Below are 1,380 nucleotides of genomic sequence, written 5' to 3' on the forward strand. Positions count from 1 at the left end.
CGACGGACCACGGTGGCGATCTGCCGGGCGATGGCCTGGACGACGTCCGGGTCGACGCCGATCGCGCCGCCACCGAACACCTCACCGGAGAGCTTCAGCACCACACGCCGGGCACGCCCCGGCGGCGGCGCCGTCGGATCGTCCATCGCCAGCGTCCGGTCACTCACAACCTGCGTCATCCGCCCCGCCCTTCCCCACGCGCACGCCCCGTGCGCCGCGTACCGCGAACCTGCCGCTGCCGACCCTATGTGACGAGGAGGCCGCGGTGCCTGTCACGTACACCGGCGGCCTCCTCGTCGACGTCTCCTGCCCACGGGCGCGCGCGGCGCCCGGCGGCGGCTCAGGCCTGGCCGACCTCGAACCGCACGAAACGGGTGACCTCGATGCCGGCCTCGGCCAGCATCTGCTTCACCGACTTCTTGTTGTCGGCCACGGACGCCTGCTCGACGAGGACGTAGTCCTTGAAGAAGGCGTTCACCCGGCCCTCGACGATCTTCGGCAGGGCCGCCTCGGGCTTGTTCTCCTCGCGGGCGGTCTGCTCGGCGATGCGCCGCTCGGACTCGACGACCTCGGCCGGAACCTCGTCCCGGGTGAGGTACTTCGGCCGCATCGCGGCGATCTGCATGGCCACACCACGAGCGTCGGCGTCGCCCGCCTCGTCGGACTTGCCGGTGTACGACACCAGCACACCAACGGCCGGCGGCAGGTCCTGAGCCTTGCGGTGCAGGTAGACCGCGGTGGTGCCCTCGACCTTGGCGAACCGGTTGAGGACCAGCTTCTCGCCGATCTTGGCGGACTGCTCCTGGATCAGGTCGGCGACGACCTTGCCGTCCAGCTCGCTGGCGAGCAGTTCCTCGGCGGTGTTCACGCCGGAGCGCTCACCGTGCTCGACGAGCTGCTGGGCCAGCGCGATGAACGACTCGGTCTTGGCGACGAAGTCGGTCTCGCAGTTGAGTTCGAGCAGCGCCTTGCCGGAGTGGGCGACCAGGCCGTTGGCGGCCGTACGACCGGCCCGCTTGCCGACGTCCTTGGCGCCCTTGACGCGCAGGATCTCGACGGCCTTGTCGAAGTCGCCCTCGGCCTCGGTCAGCGCCTTCTTGCTGTCCATCATGCCGGCGCCGGTGAGGTCGCGGAGCTTCTTGACGTCCGCGGCGGTGATTTGGGACATGGCTCTCTCTTCGGTGTTGAGACGGCGTGTGGATGGTCAGAGGTGCCGGTTACCCGGATCCGGGCGGATCGTGCCCGGCGTACCGTCGCTGCCCGCCGTCTGCGAAAACGGACGGCAGGGCAGCGACGGTGCGGTCACTCCGCGGCGGCGGTCGCCGGCTGCTCGGCGGCGGCCTGCGCCGGCTGCTCGGCGGCGGCGGCGGCCGGCTGCTC

Annotated in this window: 2 protein-coding genes and 1 pseudogene; 1 reads left to right on the top strand and 2 read right to left on the bottom strand. The window is 70.9% G+C overall.

Features of this window, described 5'->3' with window-relative positions:
- A pseudogene (pyrH, locus tag JNW91_RS31375) lies at window positions 1–179 on the bottom strand (UMP kinase); the annotation flags it as partial.
- Between the two features lie 161 nt (window positions 180–340).
- Window positions 341–1,168, bottom strand: coding sequence for a translation elongation factor Ts (gene tsf / locus JNW91_RS31380; RefSeq protein WP_203179044.1), 828 nt, complete (start codon window positions 1,166–1,168; stop codon window positions 341–343).
- A 32-nt stretch (window positions 1,169–1,200) separates the two neighbouring features.
- Here tsf and JNW91_RS32925 point away from each other — a divergent pair.
- On the top strand, window positions 1,201–1,380 hold a 180-nt coding region (locus JNW91_RS32925), incomplete at its 3' end, for a hypothetical protein (RefSeq protein ID WP_238426042.1).

The organism is Micromonospora parastrephiae (assembly GCF_016802865.1).
Taxonomy (GTDB): Bacteria; Actinomycetota; Actinomycetes; order Mycobacteriales; family Micromonosporaceae; genus Micromonospora; species Micromonospora parastrephiae.

Excerpts from the sequence above, each read along its gene's own strand:
- tsf (WP_203179044.1), bottom strand. The coding sequence starts at position 1,168 with ATGTCCCAAATCACCGCCGCGGACGTCAAGAAGCTCCGCGACCTCACC.